At 73.2% G+C, this 25661-nt stretch carries 23 protein-coding genes and 1 pseudogene; 16 read left to right on the forward strand and 8 right to left on the reverse strand.

What is annotated here, in order from left to right; all coding sequences use genetic code 11:
* Positions 1 to 562: 562 nt before the first annotated feature.
* The 4 genes from AC29IT_RS25415 to AC29IT_RS25430 all read right to left on the reverse strand — a co-directional run bounded on the left by AC29IT_RS25415 (position 563) and on the right by AC29IT_RS25430 (position 5635).
* Positions 563 to 1018 carry a flavodoxin family protein gene (locus AC29IT_RS25415; protein WP_488220352.1) on the reverse strand — a complete coding sequence of 152 codons (456 nt, stop codon included), beginning with the start codon at positions 1016 to 1018 and terminating at the stop codon, positions 563 to 565.
* Between the two features lie 19 nt (positions 1019 to 1037).
* Positions 1038 to 2708 (reverse strand): phospho-sugar mutase, encoded by a 1671-nt coding sequence (locus AC29IT_RS25420; RefSeq protein WP_358439172.1) that lies wholly within the window; start codon positions 2706 to 2708, stop codon positions 1038 to 1040.
* A gap of 301 nt (positions 2709 to 3009) precedes the next feature.
* Positions 3010 to 3819 (reverse strand): purine-nucleoside phosphorylase, encoded by an 810-nt coding sequence (locus AC29IT_RS25425; protein WP_358439169.1) that lies wholly within the window; start codon positions 3817 to 3819, stop codon positions 3010 to 3012.
* 124 nt (positions 3820 to 3943) lie between these two features.
* Entirely contained in the window at positions 3944 to 5635 is a 1692-nt protein-coding gene (locus tag AC29IT_RS25430; RefSeq protein ID WP_358439166.1) for a serine/threonine-protein kinase, read from the reverse strand.
* A 492-nt stretch (positions 5636 to 6127) separates the two neighbouring features.
* Between AC29IT_RS25430 and mbhE the strand changes: the two genes are divergently transcribed.
* The 13 genes from mbhE (at position 6128) to AC29IT_RS25495 (ending at position 18324) form a co-directional block, all read left to right on the forward strand.
* Positions 6128 to 8533 carry a hydrogen gas-evolving membrane-bound hydrogenase subunit E gene (mbhE, locus tag AC29IT_RS25435; RefSeq protein WP_358439163.1) on the forward strand — a complete coding sequence of 802 codons (2406 nt, stop codon included), beginning with the start codon at positions 6128 to 6130 and terminating at the stop codon, positions 8531 to 8533.
* Positions 8530 to 9099 (forward strand): MnhB domain-containing protein, encoded by a 570-nt coding sequence (locus AC29IT_RS25440; protein ID WP_358439160.1) that lies wholly within the window; start codon positions 8530 to 8532, stop codon positions 9097 to 9099. Before mbhE ends, AC29IT_RS25440 begins: the two co-directional genes overlap by 4 nt.
* Positions 9096 to 9530: a Na(+)/H(+) antiporter subunit C gene (locus tag AC29IT_RS25445; RefSeq protein ID WP_358439158.1), complete on the forward strand. Its 435-nt coding sequence runs from the start codon at positions 9096 to 9098 to the stop codon at positions 9528 to 9530. The genes AC29IT_RS25440 and AC29IT_RS25445 overlap by 4 nt, the downstream gene beginning before the upstream one ends.
* Positions 9527 to 11056: a Na+/H+ antiporter subunit D gene (locus AC29IT_RS25450; protein ID WP_358439155.1), complete on the forward strand. Its 1530-nt coding sequence runs from the start codon at positions 9527 to 9529 to the stop codon at positions 11054 to 11056. Before AC29IT_RS25445 ends, AC29IT_RS25450 begins: the two co-directional genes overlap by 4 nt.
* Positions 11053 to 11622: a Na+/H+ antiporter subunit E gene (locus tag AC29IT_RS25455; RefSeq protein ID WP_358439152.1), complete on the forward strand. Its 570-nt coding sequence runs from the start codon at positions 11053 to 11055 to the stop codon at positions 11620 to 11622. Before AC29IT_RS25450 ends, AC29IT_RS25455 begins: the two co-directional genes overlap by 4 nt.
* Positions 11622 to 11888, forward strand: a complete 267-nt coding sequence (locus AC29IT_RS25460; RefSeq protein ID WP_358439149.1) for an MrpF/PhaF family protein — start codon at positions 11622 to 11624, stop codon at positions 11886 to 11888. The genes AC29IT_RS25455 and AC29IT_RS25460 overlap by 1 nt, the downstream gene beginning before the upstream one ends.
* Positions 11885 to 12232, forward strand: a complete 348-nt coding sequence (gene mnhG / locus AC29IT_RS25465) for a monovalent cation/H(+) antiporter subunit G (protein ID WP_358439146.1) — start codon at positions 11885 to 11887, stop codon at positions 12230 to 12232. The genes AC29IT_RS25460 and mnhG overlap by 4 nt, the downstream gene beginning before the upstream one ends.
* 142 nt (positions 12233 to 12374) lie before the next feature.
* Entirely contained in the window at positions 12375 to 12914 is a 540-nt protein-coding gene (locus AC29IT_RS25470) for a hypothetical protein (RefSeq protein ID WP_488220353.1), read from the forward strand.
* A gap of 120 nt (positions 12915 to 13034) precedes the next feature.
* On the forward strand, positions 13035 to 13325 hold the full coding sequence (locus AC29IT_RS25475) for a hypothetical protein (protein ID WP_488220354.1): 291 nt from the start codon (positions 13035 to 13037) through the stop codon (positions 13323 to 13325).
* Between the two features lie 536 nt (positions 13326 to 13861).
* On the forward strand, positions 13862 to 15151 hold the full coding sequence (locus AC29IT_RS25480) for an amidohydrolase (RefSeq protein WP_488220355.1): 1290 nt from the start codon (positions 13862 to 13864) through the stop codon (positions 15149 to 15151).
* The gene (locus AC29IT_RS25485) at positions 15148 to 16497 is read left to right on the forward strand and encodes an amidohydrolase (protein ID WP_488220356.1); all 1350 of its coding nucleotides are present in this window, start codon (positions 15148 to 15150) and stop codon (positions 16495 to 16497) included. The genes AC29IT_RS25480 and AC29IT_RS25485 overlap by 4 nt, the downstream gene beginning before the upstream one ends.
* Positions 16498 to 16575: 78 nt before the next feature.
* Positions 16576 to 17382: a hypothetical protein gene (locus AC29IT_RS25490; protein ID WP_488220357.1), complete on the forward strand. Its 807-nt coding sequence runs from the start codon at positions 16576 to 16578 to the stop codon at positions 17380 to 17382.
* 153 nt (positions 17383 to 17535) lie between these two features.
* Entirely contained in the window at positions 17536 to 18324 is a 789-nt protein-coding gene (locus AC29IT_RS25495) for an HAD family hydrolase (protein ID WP_488220358.1), read from the forward strand.
* A gap of 5 nt (positions 18325 to 18329) precedes the next feature.
* On the opposite strand, the gene AC29IT_RS25500 is transcribed toward AC29IT_RS25495, so the two are convergent.
* Both AC29IT_RS25500 and AC29IT_RS25505 read right to left on the reverse strand, forming a co-directional pair.
* Entirely contained in the window at positions 18330 to 19115 is a 786-nt protein-coding gene (locus AC29IT_RS25500) for a DeoR/GlpR family DNA-binding transcription regulator (protein WP_488220359.1), read from the reverse strand.
* 85 nt (positions 19116 to 19200) lie between these two features.
* The gene (locus AC29IT_RS25505; protein WP_358439127.1) at positions 19201 to 19653 is read right to left on the reverse strand and encodes a gamma-glutamylcyclotransferase; all 453 of its coding nucleotides are present in this window, start codon (positions 19651 to 19653) and stop codon (positions 19201 to 19203) included.
* Between the two features lie 171 nt (positions 19654 to 19824).
* On the opposite strand from AC29IT_RS25505, the gene AC29IT_RS25510 reads away from it, so the two are divergent.
* Together AC29IT_RS25510 and AC29IT_RS25515 are read left to right on the forward strand one after the other, a co-directional pair.
* On the forward strand, positions 19825 to 21228 hold the full coding sequence (locus tag AC29IT_RS25510) for an NAD(P)H-quinone dehydrogenase (protein WP_358439124.1): 1404 nt from the start codon (positions 19825 to 19827) through the stop codon (positions 21226 to 21228).
* A gap of 76 nt (positions 21229 to 21304) precedes the next feature.
* The gene (locus tag AC29IT_RS25515) at positions 21305 to 21688 is read left to right on the forward strand and encodes a thiol-disulfide oxidoreductase DCC family protein (protein ID WP_488220360.1); all 384 of its coding nucleotides are present in this window, start codon (positions 21305 to 21307) and stop codon (positions 21686 to 21688) included.
* Positions 21689 to 22146: 458 nt separating this feature from the next.
* Here AC29IT_RS25515 and AC29IT_RS25520 read toward each other — a convergent pair whose 3' ends face one another.
* Both AC29IT_RS25520 and AC29IT_RS25525 read right to left on the reverse strand, forming a co-directional pair.
* Positions 22147 to 23337 (reverse strand): macrolide family glycosyltransferase, encoded by a 1191-nt coding sequence (locus AC29IT_RS25520; protein WP_488220361.1) that lies wholly within the window; start codon positions 23335 to 23337, stop codon positions 22147 to 22149.
* A gap of 607 nt (positions 23338 to 23944) precedes the next feature.
* Complete coding sequence (locus tag AC29IT_RS25525; RefSeq protein ID WP_358439114.1) at positions 23945 to 24967, reverse strand: tetratricopeptide repeat protein; 1023 nt, start codon at positions 24965 to 24967, stop codon at positions 23945 to 23947.
* 399 nt (positions 24968 to 25366) lie between these two features.
* Between AC29IT_RS25525 and AC29IT_RS25530 the strand changes: the two are divergent.
* Positions 25367 to 25627 (forward strand): annotated as a pseudogene (locus tag AC29IT_RS25530) (SDR family oxidoreductase); the annotation flags it as partial.
* Positions 25628 to 25661 lie beyond the last annotated feature (34 nt).

Here is a 25661-nt window from a genome sequence, read left to right on the forward strand (position 1 = left end):
TGTCGGTGCGGTGAGCGGTCGGCCGACGTCAGGGCAGGCTCTGCCGCGGAGGCGGTGCGCTGGTCGGCCCGGTCACCGGGCGATGTGCGGGAGGGACGCCCCGAACTCGACTCGACAGTTGAGGGAAGGCGGGTCATCGCCCAGGGCGCCCCGTTCGCCGCACGGGTGCGCGTCCCGGCGACGCAGATCACCTTACCGGGTGATCCGCGATCAAGATCAACAGGGGGGTTTCCGGCCCTGCCAAAGGAAAATCTCCGCGCACCGGCCCACCCGGGTGCAGATCACCCGCACGCCCCACCCCCTCGCGCAAGATCCCAGCCCCCACCACACCGCGACGCGCCCCGCATCCGAACGAGCACACCGGGTCACCCGCGCCCGTCAGCGGCGAAGCCGATGAGCAGCGACCACGCACGCAGCCCGGCCACCTGCGGGTTCTCAGCTGCTTCCTCGCGAGGACAGCGTTTTCGCATGCGGAGCCACCTGCGAAAACGATCCCGCAGCGAGGAGGCCGCTGAGCGTTCCGCCACCCGCCCCGCCTCGCAGCACGGGAGGAGCAGGGAACTCAATCAGGCATCAACCCGGCGGCGAGGGTCGCTCCTAGTTCCCAGCACGCCGAGAGCCCTGCCGCGTCGGGCGTCCCGGACAGCACCACCGGCTCGGCGACCTGGTGCCACGACAGCCCCGAAGTGATCGTCGTGATGGCCCGCAGCGCGCCCTCGGTGCCTTCGTTCCCGTGCACCCAGCAGCCGAACGGGCGTCCCGCGGTCGAGTCCAGGCACGGGTAGTAGACGGTGTCGAAGAAGTGCTTCAACGCCCCGCTGATGTAGCCGAGGTTCGCCGGGGTCCCCAGCAGGAACCCGTCCGCGGCCAGCACGTCGGAGGCGGTCGCCGCCAGCGCGGCGGTGCGCACCACCTCGACGTCCTCGATCTCGTCGGTGGTCGCCCCGGCCACGACCTGCTCGAACATGGCCTGCATCCCGGGTGAGGGCGTGTGGTGCACGATCAGCAGTCTGGGCATCGTCGCCTCCGTTCTCGGGTCAGGGGTGGTCTTGGACGAGGGCGGTGACGGCGGCGTCGAGGCGGGCGAGGCGGTCGTCGGCTCGCCGCTTCGCCGCCGGGAGGTCGCCGTCCGCGGCTTCCACGACCTGGAAGTAGCACTTGAGCTTCGGTTCCGTGCCGGACGGGCGCACCACGAGCCGCAGCCCGCCCGAGCCGGTGATCACCAGCGCGTCGGTGTCCGGCAGCAGGTCCTGCACCCGCACCGCGGTGCCGAGCAGTTCGGCGGGCGGTTCGGCGCGCAACCGGCGCATGGTCGCGGCGATCACGTCGAGGTCGGTGACGCGCACCGAGACCTGGCCGGTGCGGTGCACGCCGTGCTCGGCGGAGAGCTCGTCGAGCAGGTCCGGCAGGTCGCGGCCCCGGTCCCGCAGCGTCGCGGCCAGGTCGCAGGCCAGCACGGCCGCCGAGATGCCGTCCTTGTCCCGCACCCGGTCCGGGTCCACGCAGTGCCCGAGCGCCTCCTCGTAGGCGTAGACGAGCCCGGTGCCGCTGCCGTCGCCGGAGCGCACCAGCCACTTGAACCCGGTGAGCGTCTCGTCGTAGCGCGCGCCGTGCTTGCGGGCGAGGGAGCGCAGCATGGTCGCCGAGACGATCGTGGTGGCCACCAGCGGATCGGGGTGGGCGTCCCGGTCGAGCCCGGCCAGGACGTGCTCGCCGAGCAGCACGCCGGTCTCGTCGCCGCGCAGCATCCGCCAGCCGTCCCGGTCGCGGACGCCCAGCGCGCAGCGGTCCGCGTCCGGGTCGAGGGCGATCGCGAGGTCCGCGGAGACGTCCGCGGCCAGCGCCAGCAGCAGGTCGGTCGCGCCGGGCTCCTCCGGGTTCGGGAAGCCGACGGTGGGGAAGTCCGGGTCCGGTTCGGCCTGCTCGGGGACCCAGTGCACGTCGGTGAACCCGGCGAGCTCCAGCGCCTCCTGCAGCGTCCGGGCGCCGACGCCGTGCAGCGCGGTCGCCGCCACCCGCAGCGCGCGCGCCGTGCCGTGCGGCAGCGCCGCCACCGGCGCGAGGTAGTCGGCCGAGGCCCGCTCGTGCACCGGGTGGCCCGGCCGGCGCGGCACCTCGTTCGCGGGCGGGCTGTCCGCGATGCACCGCTCGATCTCCGCGTCGGCGGGGCCGACGAGCTGCGTGCCGCCGGCGAGGTACAGCTTGTACCCGTTGTCCTGCGGCGGGTTGTGCGAGGCGGTGACCTGCACCCCGGCGACGGCGCCGAGCGAGCGGGCCGCGTGCGCGAGCACCGGGGTGGGCAGGGCACCGGGCAGCACCCGCACGTCGTACCCGGCGGCCGCGAACACGTCGGCGGTGTCCGCGGCGAACTCCGCGGACCCGTGCCGGGCGTCGCGGCCGACCACGACGGTCCCGCCACCGAGGCCCTGCTCGGTGAGCCAGCGGGCCACGCCCCAGCTGGTGCGCACGACCACGGCCCGGTTCATGCCGTTCGGCCCGGCCCGGACGGGGCCGCGCAGCCCGGCGGTGCCGAACGTCGGCATCCCGGACGTGCGCTGCGCCAGGTCGGCGGCCGCGGCCGGGTCCCCGCCGGTGGCGGCGTCGAGGACCGCGGTCAGCTCGGCGCGCGCCGACTCGTCGACGTCCGCGTCGATCCAGGCCCGAGCGGCTTCCGCGCACCGGGGGTCGAGGTGCTGTGTGGTGACCACGACGTCACTTCCTTCGCTGGTGGACCGGCCGCAACCGGCTCGGCGCGTGCCCCGGCACGCAGATGATCTCGAAACGGCACCGCCCGAACAAGCCGACCCGCGGCCGCCCGGGAGCGGCTGCGCACCTTCCTGCCCGGAAGCGGCGGAGCGGCGGCCCGGCACGCGACCGGCGCCGCCGCGGGTCCTCAGCGGCGTCCGCGGGCGGACGGCGTCGCCGGATCCACCCGCGAGAACGATCCCGCAGCGGCGGAGCGGCGCGGCTTCCGCCGGCCGCCCTCTCCGCACCAGGCCCCGAGCAGGATCAAGCGGACTCGACGAGGGAGCGGAGCAGCTTGCCCATCCGGCCCGCGGACGCCTTCCCGGCCTCCAGCACTTCTTGGTGGTTCAGCGGTTGCCCGGACAGCCCGGCGGCCAGGTTGGTCACCAGCGACAGCCCGAACACCTCGGCACCGGCGGCGCGGGCGGCGATGGCTTCGGCGACGGTGGACATGCCGACGAGGTCGACGCCGGAGCCGCGCAGCATCCGGATCTCGGCCGGGGTCTCGAAGTGCGGGCCGGGCAGCCCCGCGTACACGCCTTCTTCGAGCGAGTCGTCGATCTGCCGGGCGAGACCGCGCAGCCGCGGCGAGTACAGGTCGGTGAGGTCCACGAAGTGCGGTCCGACGAGCGGGGAGCGCGCGGTGAGGTTGATGTGGTCGCTGATCAGCACCGGCTGCCCGACCGACATGCCTTCGCGGAGCCCGCCCGCGGCGTTGGTGAGCACGACGGTCCCGCATCCGGCGGCGACCGCGGTGCGCACGCCGTGCACCACCGAGTCCATGCTCTTGCCCTCGTACAGGTGGGTGCGGCCGAGGAAGACCAGCACCTGCTTGCCCGCGACCGGCACGGACCAGATCCGGCCGCTGTGCCCGCTGGCGCTCGGCGGTTCGAAGCCGGGCAGGTCGGACATGGTCACTTCGGCGGCGGGGGTGCCGATCTCTTCGGCGGCGGGCCGCCAGCCGGAACCGAGCACGACGGCGAGGTCGTGGTGGGCGGCGCCGGTGCTCTCGGCGAGGGCCGCCGCGGCGGCGCTGGCGGTGGCGAACGGGTCGGAAGCAGCAGAGGAAGTCACGAGCGCTCAGCGTAGTCATCTCCGCCGCGCCGTCATCCCGCTTCCGCCGCCGCCGACCGCTCGGGTGAGCGGCCCGCGGCCCGACCTGCTCGTGCTCGGACGTGCGGGCCGCGCACCCGGTGGCTCAGGAAGTGAGCTTGAAGCCGTTGAGCGATTCGTCGAAGAGCCGCTGGTTCTGGTCGGCGTCGGCGACCGGCGTGGTCACCCGCAGCACCCACAGGTCGTTGCCGCGGGGCATCAGCTGCGAGGTGGTGACGCGTTCAGAGCCCTCGACGGCCGGGCCGATCACGCCGCCCTGGCTGGCGGTGTAGCGCAGGTGCCGGTCGGTCTCGCCGCTGGTGGGGTCGGTGGCGCCGGTGGGTTCGTCCTGCTGCACCCGGAAGGTCCCGTGCGCGCCCGCGGAGCGCTCCTGGAGCACGTCGACGTAGTCCTGCGCGGAGTGGCGGCCGTAGTAGCCCTCGAACCGCTCGACGGCGACCTCGGCGCTCCCGTCCGGGGAGATCAGGTAGACCACCATGCTCTCGCTGGGCTGGTTCCGGCTGCCGCGGAACACGTCCCAGCCCTCGGGGGCGGCGACTTCGAAGCCGCCGCCGCCGTTCTGGCTGCGCTTGGCCTCGTCGACGTAGCGGGCGAGCCGCGGGGAGGTGGGTTGCGGCGGCGCGGGGACGTCGAACTCGGGCAGCACCTCGCGTCCGGCGAGGGCGCGGGTCGCGGCGAACCCGCCCGCGGTGGAGGCGGCGAACAGCACCACGGCCGCGAGGCCCAGCGCGATGGCGCCCCAGGGGAACCGCCTGCGCGGCCGGGGCGGCGGCTCGCTGAGCATGAACGGCAGCGGGCCGGGGTCGGCGGCCAGCGGCGCGGGGCCGTCGTCGGCAGGGGCCTCGGCGGTGCCCGGCGAGGTGCTGGGGAGCTTGCGGACGCGCACGGTCGGCGCCTCCGGGTCGAGCAGCATCTCGAACGGCCGGGTGCCGGAGGGCGGCAGCAGCTGCTGCACGTGGCGGCGCACTTCTTGCGTGGTCATCCGCTGCGCCGGGTCCTTGACCATGAGCCCGGCGATGATCTCGCCGATCGGGCCGGGCCGGTGCGGGGCGGGGACCGGGCCGCGCACCACGGAGGTGATGGTGGCCAGCGGGTCGTCGTTCGCGCCGTACGGCGCGGCGCCCTCGGAGGCGGCGAACAGCGTCGCGCCCAGCCCCCACAGGTCGGCGGCGTCGGTGACCGCCTCGCCGGAGGCGATCTCGGGGGCGATGAACGCCGGGGTGCCGAGCATGATCCCGGTGCTGGTGATGGTGTGCTCGGAGACGTTGCGGGAGATGCCGAAGTCGCTGAGCTTGATCCGCCCGTCGTCGCCGATGAGCACGTTGCCCGGCTTCACGTCGCGGTGCACGATGCCCGCCCGGTGCGCGGCGTCGAGCGCGGCGGCCACGCCGTCGGCGACCAGCGCCAGCTGCGGGTCGGCGAGCGCGCCGTGCTCGGCGAGCACGGCCGCGAGGCTCTGCGAGGGCACCAGCTCCATGACGACGAACGGTTCGCCCTCGTGCCGGGCCACGTCGTACAGCGTCACCACGTTGGGATGGGTGACGAGGGCGATCGCGCGGGCCTCGCGCAGCGCGCGCTCCCGCAGTTCGGCGGCCTCGCCTTCGGGCATCCCCCTGGGCAGCAGCACTTCCTTGACCGCGACGGGCCTGCGCAGCAGTTCGTCGGTGCCCGCCCAGACGATGCCCATGGCGCCGCCACCGATGCGCTGTTCCAGCCGGTAGCGGTCGGCGATCAGCCGGTCGGCGCCTGCGGCGGCCTGTTCATCAGTCGTGGGCACCCGCTCATTCTCCATCCCGCGTCGTCGGGTCCGGTCGAAACCCGCTCGTTCAGCTGCCAACAGGGGAAATCACTCGGAGTGTTCAGGCGAGTCCGTTGGGCGGGACGGCGGTGTTACCGGTAGTGAAGTTTCCCACGTGGCCGGTGCCGGGCCGTGACCGCACCAGGTGCCCAAGATTATTTCGAGACAACGAAAAAACCGCTCCGACCGGCACCGTCGACCGCCACGGCGGTGCGGCGCGGAATTATGACCAGTCGGGGCGATTCGGATAAGTTGGGCGCGGCCGGGACCACCGCCAGCGGGAGCAAACCGTTCGGCGACCCCGTCACGCACCGCTCGTCATCCGCCCCTCGGGCGGGTCGGCGGGAGTGCCCGAAGGCCCCATCGGACCCCCGGTGGGGCCGCGCGATGGTGGGCGCAGCGTGAGTGACGAACAATTCCACGGGGTCGCCTGGTCCACGGTCTGATCACCGGCTCGCCGAGGAGGTGCCCTTGTCCGCGTTCGTCCTCGTCCACCTGCTGGTGGCTCTGGCGTTGCCGATCGTAGCCCGGCGCAACACCGGGATGGCCTTCGCGATCGCCGCCCTGCCGCCGGCGGCCGCGCTGACCTGGGTGCTCGCCCGGTCGGGTGCGGTGCTCAGCGGGGACGCCATCGTGGAGGAGGTCCCGTGGTCGCCGCTGCTGGGTCTCGAATTCACCTTCCGGCTGGACGCGCTCGCGGTGCTGATGACGCTGCTGGTGTCCGGCATCGGGGTGCTGGTGCTGGTCTACGCGATCGGCTACTTCCACGCGGGCAGCGGTGACGCCCGCCGTTCCGCGCCGCTGCTGCTGACGTTCGCGGGCACCATGTTCGGGCTGGTCCTGGCCGACGACCTGCTCACCGTCTACGTCTTCTGGGAGCTGACGACGGTCTGCTCCTTCCTGCTGGTCGGGCAGGCGGGCATCAGCCGCGAGTCGCGGCGGTCGGCGCTGCAGGCGCTGATGATCACGACGATGGGCGGGCTGGTGATGCTGCTCGGCTTCGTCGTGCTCGGCGAGGCCGCGGGCACCTACCGGATCTCGGAGATCATCGCCGAGCCGCCGGGCGGCACCCCCGCCGCCGTCGCCGCCTCGCTGATCCTCGTCGGCGCGCTCACCAAGTCGGCGCAGGTGCCGTTCCACAACTGGCTGCCGACCGCGATGGTCGCGCCCACCCCGATCAGCGCCTACCTGCACGCGGCCTCGATGGTGAAGGCCGGGGTGTTCCTGGTGGCCCGGCTCGGCCCGGTGTTCGTCGGAGTGCCGGAGTGGTGGGTGCCGACCGCGGTGTTCGGCCTGGTCACGATGGTCTTCGGCGGCTGGCGGGCGCTGCACGAGACGGACCTGAAGAAGCTGCTCGCCTACGGCACCGTCAGCCAGCTCGGCTTCCTGATGGTGCTGGTCGGGCAGGGCACCTACGCGGCCGCGCTGGCCGGGGCGGCGATGCTGCTGGCGCACGGCATGTTCAAGGCGACCCTGTTCCTCGTCGTCGGCATCGTCGACCACCAGACCGGCACCCGGGACGTGCGGGAGCTGTCCGGGCTGGGGCGGCGGATGCCCGCGCTGGCGACCATCGCGGCGCTGGCGGTGGCCTCGATGGCGGGCCTGCCGCCGATGCTCGGCTTCCTCGGGAAGGAAGCCGCGTTCGGCGCGTTCCTGGAGGAGGGCGGCGGCACCGGGCTGCTCATCGACCTCGTGCTGCTGCTCGGCTCGGTGTTCACCGTCGCCTACAGCGCGCGGATGCTGTGGGGCGCGTTCGCCCGCAAGCCGGGCGTGGCGCCCACCGCCGGGAAGCAGCCCGGCGCCGTGCTGCTGGTGCCCGCGGCGATCCCCGCGTTCGCCGGGGTGGTGCTCGGCATCGGCTACCCGCTGACCGACGAGCTCGCCGGGTCCTACGCGGCCGTGTTCGGCGTCGGTGCCGACGCGCCGCACCTGGTGCTCTGGCACGGCTTCGAGCTGCCGCTGCTGTTCTCGGTGATCGCGGTCGCCGCCGGGCTGTGGGTGCACTCGGTGCGCACCCCGCTCACCGCGCTGCGGGCCAGGCTGCCGAAGCCGCTGGACGCGCAGCGCGGCTACGAGCGGATCATGGCGCTGCTGGAGCGCACCGCCGTCGGCGTCACCGGCCGCACCCAGGTCGGTTCGCTGCCGACCTACCTGGCGATCATCCTGCTCACCGTGGTCGCCGTCCCCGGATCGGTGCTCGTCTACCACGCGCACGTGCCCGCGGACATGGCGCTGCACCACAACCTGCTGCAGATCCCGCCCGCGATCCTGGTGGTGATCGCGGCGATCGCGGTGGTGCGGGCGAAGCGGCGGCTCACCGCGGTGCTGCTGGTTGGCGTGATCGGCTACGGCATCGGCGGGCTGTTCATCGTGGACGGCGGGCCGGACGTGGCGCTGGCCCAGTTCCTGGTCGAGACGCTCACCATGGTCGCGTTCGTGTTCGTGCTGCGGCGGCTGCCCGCCCGGTTCACCAAGGGCGACGCGGCGCGGTCGCTGCGCTGGCCGAAGCTGGCGCTGTCGGTGGCGGGCGGCGTGGTCATCGCGCTCGGCGCGGTGCTGTTCAGCGCGGCGCGGCAGCGGCCGCCGGAGGCCAGCGCCGAGTTCATCGCGCAGTCCGAGTACGGCGCCGGGGCCACCAACATCGTCAACGCGATCCTCGTCGACTTCCGGGCGTTCGACACCGTCGGCGAGATCTCCGTGCTCGCCGTCGCCGCGACCGGCGTCGCCAGCCTCGTGCTGGCCTCCCGGTTCGACCGCAGGCGCCGCAGCTCCCGCGGCGCGCAGGCGTCGGCCCCCGCGGAACGCCCCCAGGTCGTGCTCAGCGGCAACGGGAACGGGAGCGGGAACGGGCGGAGCCAGGAGGAGGAACAGGCATGACCGACCCCAGGATCACCGCCCCCCGCAACGGGGAACGCCGCGGCGTGCCGTGGACCGGGTGGGACGCGCCGCGGGAGCGCTGGCTGCTGTCCGGCTTCCCCCGCGACGGCCGGGAACGGGCCGTGCTGCTCGAACTCGCGGCCCGCATCGTGTTCCCGACCGTGCTGGTGCTGTCGATCTACCTGCTGTTCGCCGGGCACGACCGGGCCGGCGGCGGGTTCAGCGGCGGCCTCGTCGCCGGGCAGGCGTTCGCGCTGCGCTACCTCGCAGGCGGCCGGATGGACGACAGCGCGATCATCTCGCTGCGGCCGCCGGTGCTGATCGGGCTCGGGCTCACCATCGCCACCCTCACCGGGTTCCTGCCGCTGCTGTTCGGGCACGAGCTGCTCGAGAGCGCCATCTTCAAGATCGCCGTCCCGCTGCTGGGCGAGATCAAGTTCGTCTCCAGCATCCTGCTCGACATCGGCGTCTACCTGCTGATCATCGGCGTGGTGCTGGACCTGCTGCGCACGCTCGGCTCCGGGGTGGAGACCGACGCGGTCGCGGCGGAGAGGGGACAGGCATGACCGCCAACCTCACCGTGAACCTCACCATGGCCGTGGTGCTGGCGACGCTGTACTCCGCGGGGTTCTACCTGCTCATGCAGCGCTCGCTGATGCGCATCCTGATCGGCACGGTGATCGTCGGGCACGGCGCCAACCTGCTGCTGCAGCTGGCGGGCGGACCGCCCGGGCGGGCCCCGATCCTCGGCGACGCGGCGCCGGAGCAGATGACCGACCCGCTGCCGCAGGCGATGGCGCTGACCGCGATCGTGATCACCTTCGCGCTCACCACCTTCCTGCTCGCGCTCGCGTACCGCTCGTGGGTGCTGCTCGGGCACGACGAGGTCCGCGACGACGTCGAGGACCGCCGGATCCGGCGGCTGGAGCGCAGGCTCGCCGAATCCGAGGACGACAAGGCGAACGAAGACGAACTCGAACGGGAGGCCACTCAGTGACGGTCCTCGTGGCCCTGCCCGTCCTGCTGCCGCTGGCGGCCGCCGGGATGTCCCTCGCCCTGGGCCGGTTCGCCGACTTCCAGCGCATCATCGGCCTGGTCGTGCTCGCCGCGATCATCGTCGACGCCGGGTTCCTGCTGTACCTCACCGACCGCACCGGTCCCGTCGTGCTGCAGCTCGGCGGCTGGGCGGCGCCCGCGGGCATCACGCTGATCGCGGACCGGCTGTCCGCGCTGCTGCTGGTGGTCTCGGCGGTGGTGACCTTCGCGGTGCTGATCTACTCGATCGGGCAGCGGCTCACCGACTACGGCCGGGAACGGGCCAGCACCACGTTCCACCCGATGTACCTGGTGCTGTGCGCCGGGGTGTCGCTGGCCTACCTCGCGGGCGACCTGTTCAACCTGTTCGTCGCGTTCGAGATCATGCTGTCCTCCTCGTACGTGCTGATCACGCGGCGCACCACGGCCAGCCGGGTGCGCGCGGGCATGACCTACGTGATCGTCAGCCTCACCTCGTCGCTGCTGTTCATCACCATGATCGGGCTGGTGTACGCGGCGACGGCCACGGTGAACCTCGCCGACCTCGGCGGGAAGGTGGCGCTGCTGCCCGAAGGCCTGCAGGTGGCGCTCGGGCTGATGATGGTGATCGTGTTCGGGGTGAAGGCGGCGATGGTGCCGCTGCACTTCTGGCTGCCGGACAGCTACCCGACCGCGCCCGCCCCGGTCACCGCCGTGTTCGCCGGGCTGCTCACCAAGGTCGGCATCTACGCGCTGATCCGCACCCAGACCCTGGTGTTCAGCCACGACCGCAGCTGGACGCTGATGCTGGTGATCGCGCTGGTCACCATGCTGGTCGGGGCGCTGGGCGCGCTCGCGCAGAACGACCTCAACCGGATGCTGTCGTTCCTGCTGGTCAGCCACATCGGCTACATGCTGTTCGGGCTCGGCGTCTACGACGTCATCGGGCTGACCGGCGTGATCCTCTACGTGGTGCACCACATCACCGTGCAGGCCACGCTGTTCCTGGTCAGCGGGTTGATCACCCGGCACACCGGCACCGTCGCGCTGAGCCGGATGGGCGGGCTGGCGAAGGCCGCGCCGATGATCGCGGTGCTGTTCGCGCTGCCCGCGCTGAGCCTCGCCGGGGTGCCGCCGTTCTCCGGGTTCGTCGCGAAGCTGGCGCTGCTGCAGGCGGGCATCGGCGCCGGGACCTGGTCGGCGTACGTGGTCACCGCGGGCACGATCCTCACCAGCCTGCTCACGCTGTACGCGATGGCGCGGGTGTGGACCAGGGCGTTCTGGGGGCAGGTCCGCGCGCCCGAAGCCGACCCCGACCCGGACGACGAGCTCGTCGTCGGCACCGGAAACTCCACCCGCCCGATGGTCGCCGCCACCGGGGTCCTGGTCACGGCCAGCGTGGTCATCGCGCTCGTCGCCGGGCCGCTGGCCGGGGTCAGCGAGCGGGCCGCCGACGACCTGATGCAGGGCACGACCTACCGCGAAGCGGTGCTGGGAGGTGCGCGATGACCACGCCGGCCCGACGAGCGCTGCGCAGGCTGCCGCTGGTGCTGTGGCTGACGGTCGTGTGGATCCTGCTGTGGGGCACCCTCGACCTGGGCACCCTGGTGTTCGGCCTGCTGGTGGCGCTGCTGGTGACGACCGTGTTCCCGCTGCCGCCGGTCACCACGCACATGGTGGTGCGGCCGCTGTCGATGCTGCGGCTGGTCTGCTACCTGGCGGTGGACCTGGTGGTGTCCACGGTGCGGGTGTCCTGGCAGGCGATCCGGTACGGGCCGCGGACCAGCGCGGGCATCGTGCAGGTGACGCTGCTGACCGATTCGGACCACCTCACCGCGATGGTCGCCAACGCGGTGTCGCTGGCGCCCGGCAAGTTCGTCATGCAGATCGATCGGGCGCACCGCATCTGCTACGTGTACGCGCTCGGGATGCGCGCCGGCGGCGAGGACCTGGTGCGGCGCGAGGTGCTGGCGCTGGAGCGGCGCATCGTCCGGGCCGTCGGCTCCGCCGCGGAGCTGGAGCTCGTCGGCCGCATCGAGCGGTCCACCGAGGTCGAGGGGAAGGAGGACGCCTGATGGACGTCGTGTTCGTCGTGACCTTCGCGCTGCTGTGCCTGGCGGCGCTGCTCGCGCTGATCCGGATGATCCTGGGCGCGTCGACGCTGGACCGCATCGTGGCGCTGGACGTCATCGTCACGCTGATCGTGGCCGCCACCTGCGTGAGCATGGGCTGGCTGCGGGACGGCTCGAACATCGCGCTGCTGACCACGTTCGCGCTGCTGGCCTTCATCGGTTCGACCAGCGCGGCCCGCCTCGTCGAGAAGAAGGAGCCGTACCGGTGAGCGTGCTCGACGTGATCTCCGCCTGCTGCCTGGTGCTCGGCGCGCTGTCCTGCCTGCTCGGCTCGATCGGGCTGCTGACGTTCCCGGACGTCACCGCCCGGCTGCAGGCCGCGACGAAACCGCAGACGCTCGGGCTGATCCTGGTGCTGATCGGCACCGCGCTGCAGCTGGACTTCCACTACTCGCTGGCGCTGGGGCTGGTCGCGTTGTTCCAGGTGCTCACCGCGCCGGTGCTGGCGCAGCTGGTGGGGCGCGCGGCGTACCGGACCGACAGCATCCGCCAGGAGAACCTGGTCGTCGACGAGATGGGCGAGCGCATCGGCCGCGAATCCGACCGGCCTTGATCCGCCCGCGTGCGCTGCGGGTACCGTTCCGCCCGGAGAGGTTGTGCGCCCGCGCAGTGTTCTCCCCCACACCCGATCAACCCGGGTGATCGGCCCCGCGTCCCACGGACGACGAGGCGGCACAGGCAACGAGGGAGCACTCATGCGCGTCGGACCGGTGGCCGGAGCGGTGATCGCGGGGCTCTGCCTCGCCGGGTGCGGGGGCGCCCCCGAGGCCGCCCCCGGCCAGGAACCCCCGGCCGTGGTCACGCTGCCCAAGCCCATCTCGCCGCCGGCCGCGGGCGCGCCCACCAGCGCGACCCCGCCCGATCCCGCGGTGAGCACCACCGCGACCACCGGCCGCACCACGCAGAACACCAGCACGCCGGACGACGAACCGACCTCCGCCGCCGACGAGACGAGCACCGAACCCGACCGCGGGGACGTCGCCTGCGGCACCATCACCAACAAGGCGGGCACCAGCTACCAGCTGTTCGCCGGGCGCAACGACGCCGGTGCGGTGCTCAGCTGCGGGGAGGCCGATCGGGTGATGACCAAGTACCTCTCGCTGCCCCGCGACGAGTACCAGGGCAGCGGCAGGTTCGCGAACTTCGAGGACTACGGCTGCGCCAGCACCCCGACGGACCGGACGAAGTCGCAGTGCGCCACGTCCGACGGCAAGTCGTCCTACATCACCGACTGACACCATGTTGCGACGATCCGGGCATCCTGCCGCGCGCAGCGGCGAGCACCCCCGGCTCTGTGATCAAATGACCTGGTGCGGCGGCCGTCGCCGCGAAGCGCGGAAAGGTGTGGAGTGCTGATGGCACGCATGGGGCGACTGCTCGCGGTCCTGACGCTCGGCGGGGTTCTGCTGTTCTCGCCCGCGGCCGGTGGCGCCGCCCCAGCGGAGGCCGCCGCGGCTCCCGTCGCGCCCGCCGCGGTCCTCGCGCAGGCGCCGCCCGGGCCCGATCTGAACGGTGACCGCCAGAGCGCGGCCGAGGACAAGCAGCGGCTCATGACCGGTATCGCCGGGATGGTGCTCATCGCCGCGGTGCTGCTCTCGCGGAAGGCGCGCAAGCGACCGATCTTCAGCTTCAAGTGGAAGCGATAGGGATTTCCCTCGCCGAACCGACCGGGAAAAAGGGCAACGCGGTCGGTTTTCGGCATTCTTTTCGAAGATTTCGCGCTATGGCCTAGACCTGGCGGGCTAACCTGTGGGATTTTCACAACTGCACGGGTTGTGCGCGCCGCTCCGGGCGTGCCGCGCGCTCCCGGCAGGACGGTTCGACACTTGGGGTTCGCGCCCCTCGCAGACGTGGGCCGGCACCGGGAAGCCCCCCGACCGGTGCCGGCCCACACCCTACTTCCGGGTGATCACCCGCAGTACCGTCCGACCGGGTGGAATATCCACTGCGGAATCCCCGTCGCGGATGTTCCCGCTGGGCACGGCCCGCGGAATTGCGGAACGGGTTTTCGTCGCCGGAGCGGCCCGGCGCTCACTTGGAATTCGCGGAAGAAGTTGACGGTGAAACTTCTACTCCTCGGCTGAACACGCGATGCCGCTGAGCGCAATCCGCCGACCGGCTGGCGGTTCGGGACGTCGACTCCGGGTTCCCGGCCCGTCCGGTCGTGCAGGATGGTCGGCACATGAACCAGGACTCCGCCGCCGACACCGCGCTCCGCTCCGAAACCCGCGCCACCTGCCGGGAGATCGTCCGACGCCACGAGCGCGCACTCGTCGAGCTCGCCCGCGGGCTGCACGCCGAGCCCGAGACCGCCTTCGCCGAGCACCGCAGCGCCGCGAAGGTGCGCGAGCTGCTCGCGGCGCACGGGTTCGAGGTGACCGCGCCCGTCGCGGGGCTCGACACCGCCTTCACCGCCGACCGCGGCACCGGTGACCTGGTCATCGGCATCTGCGCCGAGTACGACGCGCTGCCCGAGATCGGCCACGCCTGCGGGCACAACATCATCGCCGCGGCCGCGGTGGGCGCCGCCCTCGCCCTCGCGGAGGTCGCCGACGCGCTCGGCATCACGGTCCGCGTCATCGGCACCCCCGCCGAGGAGCTCGGCGGCGGCAAGGTGCTCATGCTGGAACGCGGCGCGTTCGACGGGCTCGCGATGGCGATGATGGTGCACCCCGGTCCGGACGAGATCTGCGCGCCGCGCTCGCTGGCCATCAACGACCTCGAGGTGCGCTACACCGGCCGCGCCGCGCACGCGGCGGCCGCGCCGGAGCTCGGCGTCAATGCCGCCGACGCGCTCACCGTCGCGCAGGTCGCCATCGGGCTGCTGCGCCAGCACCTCGAATCCGGGCAGATGGTGCACGGTATCGTCACCTCGGGCGGTGCCGCGCCGAACGTCGTTCCCGCCCGTACCGCGGCGATGTACAACCTGCGCGCCGCCGAATCGGCCTCCTTGGAGCGCCTGGAGAACCGCATCCGGGCCTGCTTCGAGGCGGGAGCGACCGCGACCGGCTGCACCAGCGAGGTCGTGCAGATCTCACCGGTGTACGCCGAACTGTCCTGCGACGACGAGCTCTCCGAGGCCTACCGCGCGGCGATCACCGAGCTCGGCAGGGAACCGGTGCCGCGCGCCGAGCAGGCCGACCGGGTCATCGGCAGCACCGACATGGGCAACGTGTCGCAGCTGCTGCCCGCGATCCACCCGATGATCGCGCTGGACTGCGGCGACGCGGTGACCCACCAGGCCGAGTTCGCCGCCGCCTGCGCTTCGCCCTCGGCGGACCGAGCGGTGCTCGACGGTGCGGTGGCGATGGCCTGGACGGCGGTAGCGGCGGCCACCGACCCCGGCCTGAGATCGCGGCTCGCGAACTCGGCCGAAGACCGCCCGGGGCGGACCGGGAAGCACAACTCGGCCGGGCAGGGGGACGCCCCCGGCCCGGTGCGACGGCAACACACGTCGGGAGGCGTGGCGTGACGGTACTGGATTCACGCGGCCCCGAGCCGCGCAAGACACCGAACGACGGCGGATCGGGCATCGCAGCGGACGCCCGGCAGGCCGAACTGGGCGCCGGCCCGTCCGGCGAGCCGATCGGCGACGGCGGCGACACCATGTCCGGCGTGGAGGACCTCGGCGCCGGACGCGGCCCGGCCTGGCTCGACTCCTGGCTCGACGCCAACGCGGGGCAGGTGGTCGCCTGGCGGCGGCACATCCACGCGAACCCGGAGCTCTCCCGCGCCGAGCACGAGACCACCGCGTTCCTGTTCGACCGGCTCACCGGAGCCGGGCTGAGCCCGCGGGTGCTGCCCGGCGGGACCGGACTGCTCTGCGACATCGGCCCGGAGACCGGCCAGCCGCGGCGCACCGTCGCGCTGCGCGCGGACATCGACGCGCTGCCGCTGACCGAGGCGACCGGGCTGCCGTTCTCCTCGGGCACCGACGGGGTCGCGCACGCCTGCGGGCATGACGCGCACACCACGGTCCTGCTGGGCGCGGCGCTGGCGCTGGCGACCGCCCGGTCCGAACTGCCCGGACGCGTTCGGTTGATCTTCCAGCACGCGGAGGAGGTCATGCCGGGCGGTGCGCTGGACGTGCTGGCCGCGGGCGGGCTCGACGGGGTGGAGCAGATCTTCGGGCTGCACTGCGATCCGCGGTTGCCGGTCGGCCGGATCGGCGTGAAGTCCGGGGCGATCACCTCCGCCAGCGATCTGCTGGAGCTGCGGCTGAACTCGCCGGGCGGGCACACCTCGCGGCCGCACCTGACCGCGGACCTGGTGCACGCGCTCGGCACGGTGATCACCGGGCTGCCGACGCTGCTGTCCCGCCGCGTCGACCCGCGCACCGGCACCGTGCTGACCTGGGGCGCGGTGCACGCGGGGGAGGCGCCGAACGCGATCCCGCAGACCGGCGTGCTCACCGGCACGCTGCGCACCGGCGACCGCGGCACCTGGGCGGAGCTGGAACCGCTGACCAGGGAACTCGTCGCCGGACTGCTGGCGCCGCTGGGCGTGGGCTTCGACTTGCAGCACCGCCGCGGCGTGCCGCCGGTGGTCAACGACGCCGCGAGCACCGAGCTGATGTCCGCGGCGATCCAGGAGGCGCTCGGCGAGCACGCGGTGACCGGGACCCCGCAGTCCTCCGGTGGGGAGGACTTCGGTTGGTACCTGGAGCACGTGCCGGGGGCGTTCGTGCGGCTCGGGGTGCGCTCCGGGCAGGCGCGGGCGCGGGACCTGCACCAGCCGACGTTCGACCTGGACGAGCGGGCGCTGCTGGTCGGCATCCGGGTGATGGTGGGGACGGCGCTGGCGGCGCTGGCGCGCTGACGTGCGGGAACGGCTCCGCCATCGGGTCTTCACCCGATCGAGGTGTATCTGTGCGGGGGTGCACGGCCTCTTCAGGGCATGACCGCGAACCTGCGCACCGCCACCCGTGGCGGATCCGCCGCCCCCGCCGCCACTGAGCGCCCCACCGAGCGCCCCGACCCGGTCGGCCCGCGCGCCGCTCCGGCCCAGCGCCACCGGGGTCGCTTCGCACCGAGCTGCGGACGACGACCAGGCGCCTCGCGGCACGGCGCGCTCACCCGTCCCGTCGCCGAGGAACTCCTCGGCGCGGACGGGCTGAGCGCCGAACTGGACGCGGGCCGCTGGGTCGAACCCTGGGGCGGCGTGGTGCTGCCCGCCCGGCGCGCCCGGGACTCCCTCGCGCGGGCCGAAGCCGCGCTGCTGCGCGCCGGTCCGGACGCCGTGCTCACCGGGCCGACCGCCGCCGCGATGCACGGCTGCACCGAGGCGTTCGACGACGCGGCCGTGCACCTCGCCGTGCCCTACCACCGCCAGCCCCGCTCGGTCCGCGGCCTGTCGATCAAGCAGATGTGCCTGCGCGAGTCCGAGGTGCTGGAACTCGACGGGCTGCGGGTGCACGCGCTCGAGATCGCGCTGGTCGAGATGCTCTGCACCGGGGAACGGCGCACCGCGCTGGCCTGCCTCGAACAGGCGCTGGCCGCACTGGGCCCGGCCGCCGCGCGGTTCCACGCCGTGGTGGCCGAACAGGTCGACCGCAGGCGGGACCGCCGCGGCACCCGGCGCGCCTGCGAACTGCTCGACCTCGCGCGGCTCGGCCCGTCCGGCGCGATCCCGGTCATCGCCCGCATCGAAGCCGCCGCCCCGCCCGCGACCGCGCTCGCCGGGCGGCCCGGAGGTGCGTCGTGAACGAGCTCCGCACCATCACACGAACGGCTGTGATGACCGCATCAGAATGCGTTATGTTCAGCGAGGAACCCGGTATTCCGGCCCGATCCGGCAGGTGCTCCCGCCGCGCCGATGCGCGGATTCGCCGGGGCCGCGGGACGAGGAGGACGCGAAGTGGCACGCAACGACGAGCGGTTCCCGGACCCGGCGCGGAGCTCGGCCCCCGTCCTGCCCGGCGGGACCGCGACCACCGGCACGGCGGAATCCCGCGCGGCGCTCGGCGAACCCGTCGAGCTGGTGCTGCTGGACGTGGGCGGGCCGGTCTACGACGACTCCTGGTACCGGGAAGCGCTGCTGCGGGCGACCTGCGAACTGGTCGCGGAGAACGGCGGGATGCTGCTCGAAGCGGAGTTCCAGCGCGTCTACGACGCGCGCAGGCAGTCCCAGGAGGGCTCGCTGCGGACCGCGATGGCCGAGCACTTCCTCCGCGACGGCGACCGGGAACGGCTGTCCGACCGCGCCGAGAGCTACTGGTTCTACCCGCCCGCCGCGCTGCACCCCGATGTGCTGCCCGCGCTGCGGGTGCTCTCCGAGCGCTGCTCGATCGCCGTGGTGGCCAACCAGCGGGCGCTGGTCGTGGACGCGCTGCGCCGCGACGGGGTGGCCCCGTTCATCGATCACTGGGCGATCTCGGAGCTGGTGGGGGTGGCCAAACCGGACCCGGAGATCTTCTGGCACGCGCTGAACCGGGCCGAGGTGCTGCCGCGGAACGCGGTGCACGTGGGCAACCGGCTCGACTCCGACGTGCGCGGCGCGCAACGACTGGGGATGCGCACCATCTGGGTGGTGCGCGGCGAAGCACCGCCCGACCCGACCCCGGAACAGCTGGCCGAACCGGACATCGCGGTGTTCTCGCTGGCCGACGTGCCCGCCGCGCTGGAACGCCTGCAGCGGCCCCGGTAACCGGGTCAGGCCTCGGCGACCTCCACCGCGATCCCGCGCTCGCGCAGCTCCGCCAGCACGGGACGCGGGGTGGCGGCGTCCACCACGACCAGGTCGAACTCGGTCAGCGGAGCCAGCTCGTGCACCGCTCGCCGCTCGAACTTGGAGTGGTCGGCGAGCAGGACGCGGGTGGCGGCGGTGCGCATCAGCGCCCGCTTCACCTGCACGGACTCCTGCGACCGGTGCAGGCAGTGCCCGTCCACCACGGCCGTCGCCGACAGCAGCAGCACGTCCGAGCGCAAGGTGCCCGCCATGTCCGCGGTGTGCAGGCCGAAGAACGCGTCGTAGTCCGGGTGGTAGTCGCCGCCGAGCCCGATCACGTGCACGTCGTCCTCCTCCCGCAACCGGTTGATCACCGGGAGGAAGTGGGTGACGACGGTCAGCGGGGCCAGCCCGCCGAGCAGCTCGGCGACCGCGAGCCCGCTCGTGCTGTCGTCGAGCGCGACGACCTGGCCGGGGGAGAGGTGGCGCAGCGCGTGCCGGGCGATCGAGGACTTGGCCGCCGCCGCGTCGGACCGGCGGGCGCCGATCGACCTGGGCAGCAGCGAGCCCGGGGTGGAGGTGGCGCCACCGCGCACCTTGCGCAGCCAGCCCTGGCGTTCGAGCACGTCCAGGTCCCGGTGGATGGTCATGCCGCTGACGCCGTACGCCTCGACGAGCCGTTCGATGCGCACGGTGCCGTCGGCGAGCACCGCCTGCCGGATTCGCTCGCGCCGTTCGTGCTGGGACACCGCTCCGCTGACCTGGCCCACACCCACCTCACCACCGACGTGTGCCGTCGGTGTGATTATCACACGCGGGACGTGGCGCTCAGGTCGCTCGGCGGTGCCGAGCGGATCACGGCCCGACGTTGCCGCAAGGGCGGGTGCGCAGCTTCGCCACGTAGTCCTCGGGTGCGCCCGCCGCCTCCGCGGCATCGGCCATCACGCCGAGGTAGCGGGCCGACGGCAGACCACCTTCGTAGGCGTCCAGCACGTACAGCCAGGCGAGCACCGGGCCGTCCAGGGTCTGCACCCGAAGCCGCAGCTTCTTGTGCATCGCCAGCTCGGCGCCCTCCCAGCGGTCGAGCTGCCGTTCGTCCTCGGGGCTGACGTCATACAGCACGGTGAAGACCTGCTCGCCGGGGTGCTCGACGATCGTCGCCAGCGCACCTTCCCAGCCGTAGTCCTCACCACCGAAGGTCAGCCGCCAGTCCATCAGCCAGCCCGTTCCCGCCAGCGGGGAGTGCGGGGCTCGCTCGGTCATCTGGGCCGGATCCATGTTGGACCCGTACGCGGCGTACAGCGGCACGCCCCACAGGGTAGCGATCGATGGGCCCGATGTCGGAGTGGACCGCGTCACCGCGGCGGGCGAGTCGCGGGCCGAACGCCGCGAACCGGCGGGTACCGCCCGAATCGCCGCGAGCGGACGAGACATAGGGTGGTGGCGCCCACGAGGCTCGGAGTACGGAGGGACCGCGAAGTGACCCGCATCGTGATCATGGGAGGTGGGCCTGCCGGTTACGAGGCGGCCCTGGTCGCAGCGCAGAACGGCGCCGACGTGACGCTGGTGGAGCCGGACGGGCTCGGCGGCGCGTGCGTGCTCTACGACTGCGTCCCGTCCAAGACCTTCATCGCCTCGGCCGGCGCGCGGTCCGCGGCTCGCGACGTCCGCGAACTGGGCATCCGCAGCGACCCGGACGGCGTCGAGGTGGACACCGCCGTGGTGCACGGCCGGGTGAAGGGCCTCGCGCTGGCGCAGTCCGCCGACATCCGCGCCCGGGTGCGCCGCGAAGGCGTCAAGATCATCGCCGGGCGGGCGCGGTTCACCAACCCCGCGCACGGCATGGCCCAGCACCGCATCGGGGTGGACCGGGCCGACGGCGGCACCGAGGAGCTCGTCGGCGACGTGGTGCTCATCGCCACCGGAGCCACCCCGCGGGTGTTGCCGGGTGCGGTGCCGGACGGGGAGCGGATCCTCAGCTGGCGCCAGCTCTACGACCTCCCCGAACTGCCCGAACACCTGGCCGTGATCGGCTCCGGCGTCACCGGGGTGGAGTTCGCCTCCGCTTACACCGAGATGGGCGTCAAGGTCACGCTGGTCTCCAGCCGGGACCGGGTGCTGCCGCACGAGGACGCGGACGCCGCGGGCGTGCTGGAGGAGGTCTTCGCCGAGCGCGGGACCGAGGTCGTCAAGCACGCCAGGGCCGAACGGGTCGAGCGCACCGAGAAGGGCGTCGTCGTGCACCTCGCCGACGGCAGGCGAGTCGAGGCCAGCCACGCCCTGATGACCGTCGGCTCGGTGCCCAACACCGAGGACATCGGGCTGGACCGGGTCGGCCTGGAGACCGGCCGCGGCGGCTACGTCAAGGTGGACCGGGTGTCCCGCACCCAGGTCCCCGGCGTCTACGCCGCGGGCGACTGCACCGGGCTGCTGCTGCTCGCGTCCGTCGCGGCCATGCAGGGCCGGATCGCCATGTGGCACGCGCTCGGCGAAGGCGTCAGCCCGATCAAGCTCAAGACCGTCGCGGGCAACGTGTTCACCCACCCCGAGATCGCCACCGTCGGCATCAGCGCGCAGGCCATCGACAGCGGCGAAGTGCCCGCGCGGACCGTGACGCTGCCGCTCGCGACCAACCCGCGGGCGAAGATGGAAGGCCTGCGCCGCGGGTTCATCAAGATGTTCTGCCGCCCGCAGACCGGTGTGGTCATCGGTGGCGTGGTCGTCGCGCCGAACGCGAGCGAACTGGTGCTGCCGATCGCGTTGGCGGTGCAGAACCAGGTGACGGTGGAGAACCTGGCGAACACCTTCTCCGTGTACCCGTCGCTGTCCGGATCGCTCACCGAGGCGGGGCGCCAGCTCATGCGCCACGACGATCTGGACTGAGCGGTCGCCCCCGCCCGCTCCCGCGGCCTCGACGGCGGCGGGGCGGGCGCGGACCCTGGGAACGGGAGGCATCGTCATGCGGACACCGGTGCTGGTCTACGACGGGGACTGCGGCTTCTGCACCCGGAGCGTGCGGATCGCCGAGAAGCTGCCGCTGCGCGCGCGGATCGTGCCGTGGCAGGAAGCGGACCTGGCCGCGCTGCGCACCACCGAGCAGCGCGCCCGGCACGAGGTGCTCTGGGTGGGCGAAACCGGCCGGGTCTCCGGCGGCGCGGACGCGGTGGCCGCGCTGCTGCGGCACTGCGGGCTCCCGTGGTCGGTGCCGGGGGTGCTGCTGTCGCTGCCGGTGCTGCGCGCGATCGCCCGCTTCGGCTACCGCCGCATCGCCGCCAACCGGCACCGCCTGCCCGGCTCGACCCCCGCCTGCGCCCTCCCCGCAGACCAACGGCCTGGGACTTGATCGGGGCGGGGGCCGTCCCGTCCCGCGTGGGGGTCGGGTGGCGGAACCGCACTGCCTGTCTCGCTGCTTCTGCCGCGTAGTGCTCGGGTGGCGGAACCGCAGCGACTTCCTCGCTGCGGGATCGATGTCTGATGTGTGTCCGGCATGCGGCGACATCGCTGTCCTCGCGAGGAAGTCGCTGGGAACCCGCGGCGGTGCGAGTTGCTCGGGTGGTGGCTGCTCAGCGGCTGCGCCGCTGACGGGAAACCGACGAGACCCGCCGGGCAGGTTCAGCGATGGGCAGTCAGCGGTTCCCCCGCTGCGGGATCGATTGCGCAGGTGGCTCCCCATGCGATTTCGCTGTCCTCGTGAGGGAACCGCTGAGAACCCGCGGCGGGGCCGGTTGCTCGGGTGGTCCCGGCTCAGCGGCTTCGCCGCTGACAGGAAGACGACACGACTCGCCGCGGGGCCGCGGCTGATCAGGCCTGTCCGAGCCTGGATTCGACGATGTCGGCGGCCGTGCGGGCGCCGCCCGCTTCGTCGATCTCGCGGCGCATCGCCGCGGACCGGGCCAGCACGTCCGGATCGGTGGACACCCGGTGCAGCGCCGCCCGCAGGGCGTCCGGCGTGGCCTCCTCCTTCGGCAGGTGCACGCCGAGGCCGAGCTCGGCGATCCGCGCCGCGTTCGCGAACTGGTCCGCGGCCTGCGGGATCGCGATCATCGGCACCCCCGAGTGCAGTGCCTCCATCGTGCCGCCCATGCCCGCGTGCGTGATGAACGCGTCGGCCTGGGACAGGACGTCGAGCTGCGGTACCCACCGGTGCACCTCGACGTTCGACGGCACTTCGCCGAGCACCGCCGGATCGACGACCTTCCCGATGCTCAGCACCACCTGCCAGTCGAGCCCGCCGAACGCCGCGAGGCAGTCCCGGTACAGCTGCGGCTGGTCGGTGAAGGCCGAGCCCATCGAGATGAGCAGCACCGGGCGCTCGCCGGTCCGCCGCCACGTCCCCTGGAAGTCCCGGCCGGTCAGCATCGGCCCGACGAACGTGTGATTCGCCGCCACCGATTCGGCGTGGTACTGGAACGAGCGCGGAATGGTGACCACGCTGCACTCCCGGTCCATGGTCGCGAACGTCAGCGGCGCACCGTGCTCGGCGAAGAACGCGTCGGCCTTCGCGTGCACCGCCTGCAGCTCGGGGGATTCGTCGAAGCCGAAGAGGTCCTCGATCCCCTCGAACCGCACGTGCGTCGGCGACAGGCAGATCGCCGGGACGCCCCACTCGTGGGCGAGCACCGGTGCCTGCAGGGCCCCGATGTCGTAGACGACCAGGTCCGGGCGGTCCGCGTCGTAGGCGGCGGTCAGCTGCGGGTGCACCGAGACCATCTCGTCGACGAACAGCAGCACGGCGGCCGCCTGGTCCTCCGGCCATTCCTGCTGGGTCGCCGCCGACGGCAGCGTCGAGGTGTAGCGGACCGGTTCGGCACCGGCCTCCGCGACCTGCGGCGCGAAGTCGTCCGTGACCGCGTAGGTGACGCGGTGTCCCCGCGCGGTCAGCTCGGCGACGAGGCCGAGACCGGGGTTGATGTGGCCGTGCGCGGGGACGGCCATGAAGGCGATGTGGGCGGATTCGGACACGGAGGTGCTCCGTTCGAGTTGACCCGGCATTCGAGCAGTCGAGCCCGGGCTCGAGTTGACCCGGGAGTCGAGTCGAGCTGGGAGTCGAGTCGAGCCGGGGAGGCGAGCTCAGCCCCTGGGTGCGAGCTCAGCCGAGGGGCTGAGCCGAGCAGGCCTGGAGCCGAGCCGGGATTCGCGGCCGGACGGGCGCCCGCTGCTGCGAGCGCGTGGGCGCGGGAGCGCGCGGCCGCGCACCACCGGGAACGGTGGTGCGGCGCGCGGCGGCGCGGATCAGAGGTAGTGCTGGTGCCCGAACATGGCGCCACGGTAGCCCGCTACCCGCGGTGCGGTCCTCCCTTTTTTCGCCCGCCCGGCCGACCGCCGCGGCCCGGCAGTCCGCCGCCCCGGTTGACAGCGGCCACTGCTGACTGCGGCTCCGGTGACTGCGGCTCCGGCTGACCGCGGCCGCTGCCGACCGCGGCTCTGGACCCGTCCCGGCGGGACCGCGCCACCCGCCGACCGGCGAGGTCGTGCAGCGGAACGAGTCCCCGGTAACAGCCACCGACCACGGATCGCCACCGAAAGCGCAACGCCTCCGACAGCGGAACGGCCCGCCCGACCGGCGCGAACCGGTCGAGCGGGCCGCGCCCCCTGGCGCTCAGGCGGTGCGTTCCGCGATCGCGTTCTCCACCATCGTGCGGGTCTGCCACAGCTCGTTCCCGTTGACCTCGTCGCGCAGCGCCACGAGGTCCGCCATCGTCGCTTCCGCGGGACGCCCCAGCGCATCGAGGCTCTTGAGCAGCCCCAGCCGGGCGAGCGCCATGCCGCGCGGCTCGCGCAGCGCGCGGAACTTGTCGTGCGCGTCCCGGTAGGTGCGGGCGGCCTCCTGGTGGCGCCCGGCGCGGAACTGGACGTTGCCGCGCATCTTGCGGTTGTAGGCGAGCGCGCTGGACAGGTCCATTCGCCGGCAGGTCCGCTCGGCGGCGGAGAGCAGTTCGAGCGCCTGGTCGGCCTCGCCGCGCAGCGAGAGCACGTCGGCCTGCCCGCGCAGCGCCCACGCGTGGCCGCGGTCGTCGCCGGAGTCCTCGGCGACCTGGGCGGCTTCGGCGAACCGGGCCGCCGCCGAGCCGAGATCACCGGTGTTGCGCTCGATCTGGGCGAGGCCTTCCAGCGCCCACACGATGTGCCGGGACTCCTCGCGCTTGCGGGCCTCGGTGAGCACGTGCTCGTGCAGGCCGCGCGCCTGTTCGAAGTCCCCTTGGATGCGCAGCGTCTCGGCGACCCCGGCGAACGCGTACCCGTAGGCGGTGATGTCCCCGGCCTGCCACGACAGGTCCCGGCCCCAAGCGAGCAGCCGCAGCGCCAGGTTGAGCTCGCCGCGCTGGCGGGCCAGGGTGCCGCCGCTCCACAGCGCCCAGCCGCGGACGCCGTCGTCGCTCGCGGTGCGGGCCGCGCGGTAGGCGGCCTTCCACGACCCGTCGGCCTCTTCCAGGTGGCCGAGCCTGCGGCAGGCTTCGGCGACGGCGAGCTCGGCCTGCGCGAGCTCCAGGGCGGTGCCCTGGGCGGCCGCCCACCGGGACCGGTCGCGCGCCTGCTCCAGGACATCCTCGTACGCCGTGTTCACGGACATGTCCCGCAGCGCGCCCTGGTACTCGGGGGCGAAAGCCTTGTTGCCGTTCATCGAACCTGCCTCACTCGCCGCGCACCGCTGCCCGGCCGTCGTTCCTCGCTGATGCGGGTGGCCGCCGCCCGATGCCCCGTGGCGGTGGCCACCCGCGTTCCCCCGAACCCCCGTACCCCTGACCCGAGATGAATCTAGGTGAGCGAGCGGCTGCTCCGGATCGGCCGATGCGTCGCGGGCCGCTCGATCGATAGGCCGCGGAATCCCCGGCTCCTCGTACTTTCGGCCGGACCCGGCCGACCGGTCGATCGGTCCGCGGGCGCGCCAGATAGGTCTCCGCGGCGCCGGTCAACGTGATGATCCGAATGCCCGAGACGCGTGCTCAGGGCTGTGACCTGCGCGTACGGTCGCGGATCGGGAAGGCGGGGGAGACCCGTCCGCGAGCTGCTGGGGGATGTCATGACGGTGCTGGTGACCGGGGCGACGGGGTCGGTCGGCCGGGAGGTGGTGCGCGGGTTGCTGGCGGCCGGCGCGCCGGTGCGGGCGGTGACCCGTGATCCGCGCCGGGCGGAGCTGCCCGCGCGGGCGGAGGTGGTGGCCGGTGATCTGCAGCGCCCGGCGGAGCTGCGCGCGGCGTTGGACGGCGTGTCGGCGGTGTACCTGTTCCCGGTGCCGGACGGCGCGCGGGAGTTCGCCGAGCTGGCGGTGCGGGCGGGCGTGCGGCGGATCGTGGTGCTGTCCTCGGCCGTGGTTC

Source organism: Saccharopolyspora sp. MMCC62 (assembly GCF_057736575.1).

Excerpts from the sequence above, each read along its gene's own strand:
- AC29IT_RS25415 (WP_488220352.1), bottom strand. The coding sequence starts at position 1,018 with ATGCCCAGACTGCTGATCGTGCACCACACGCCCTCACCCGGGATGCAG.
- AC29IT_RS25440 (WP_358439160.1), top strand. The coding sequence starts at position 8,530 with ATGACCGACCCCAGGATCACCGCCCCCCGCAACGGGGAACGCCGCGGC.
- AC29IT_RS25445 (WP_358439158.1), top strand. The coding sequence starts at position 9,096 with ATGACCGCCAACCTCACCGTGAACCTCACCATGGCCGTGGTGCTGGCG.
- AC29IT_RS25455 (WP_358439152.1), top strand. The coding sequence starts at position 11,053 with ATGACCACGCCGGCCCGACGAGCGCTGCGCAGGCTGCCGCTGGTGCTG.
- AC29IT_RS25460 (WP_358439149.1), top strand. The coding sequence starts at position 11,622 with ATGGACGTCGTGTTCGTCGTGACCTTCGCGCTGCTGTGCCTGGCGGCG.
- AC29IT_RS25470 (WP_488220353.1), top strand. The coding sequence starts at position 12,375 with ATGCGCGTCGGACCGGTGGCCGGAGCGGTGATCGCGGGGCTCTGCCTC.
- AC29IT_RS25475 (WP_488220354.1), top strand. The coding sequence starts at position 13,035 with ATGGCACGCATGGGGCGACTGCTCGCGGTCCTGACGCTCGGCGGGGTT.
- AC29IT_RS25480 (WP_488220355.1), top strand. The coding sequence starts at position 13,862 with ATGAACCAGGACTCCGCCGCCGACACCGCGCTCCGCTCCGAAACCCGC.
- AC29IT_RS25490 (WP_488220357.1), top strand. The coding sequence starts at position 16,576 with ATGACCGCGAACCTGCGCACCGCCACCCGTGGCGGATCCGCCGCCCCC.
- AC29IT_RS25515 (WP_488220360.1), top strand. The coding sequence starts at position 21,305 with ATGCGGACACCGGTGCTGGTCTACGACGGGGACTGCGGCTTCTGCACC.
- AC29IT_RS25520 (WP_488220361.1), bottom strand. The coding sequence starts at position 23,337 with ATGCCGGGTCAACTCGAACGGAGCACCTCCGTGTCCGAATCCGCCCAC.
- AC29IT_RS25525 (WP_358439114.1), bottom strand. The coding sequence starts at position 24,967 with ATGAACGGCAACAAGGCTTTCGCCCCCGAGTACCAGGGCGCGCTGCGG.